Origin of the sequence: Pelomicrobium sp. G1 (assembly GCF_051905455.1) — a bacterium.
Taxonomy (GTDB): Bacteria; Pseudomonadota; Gammaproteobacteria; order Burkholderiales; family UBA6910; genus Pelomicrobium.
Window position 1 is genome coordinate 1 of record NZ_JBQACR010000682.1, and the last position, 231, is coordinate 231.

The window sequence follows — 231 nt, forward strand, 5'->3', positions numbered from 1 at the left end:
CCGTACAACTACACCTCGTTCTCCGACCGGGGGATCGTGAGCCGCCTCCTGGGTGAGCCTTCTGGGCACCTCATTAACGAGCTTAGGGCAGAGCGGCGCACCGGCCGATCGGCGCGCATGTTCTACGAGGTGCTGGGCGACGTCTGGGTGGTGTCGCACAACCCCTACCTCCAGGACGACCTGCTCGGGACACGGGCCCGAAGGAAAGCCCTTGTCGATGCCCTGCGCCAT

At 65.4% G+C, this 231-nt stretch carries 1 protein-coding gene; it reads left to right on the top strand.

Features of this window, described 5'->3' with window-relative positions; genetic code table 11:
- Positions 1-231, top strand: a 231-nt coding sequence (locus ACTFO6_RS20110) for a DUF3683 domain-containing protein (RefSeq protein ID WP_439936027.1), incomplete at both ends; no start/stop codon positions are given.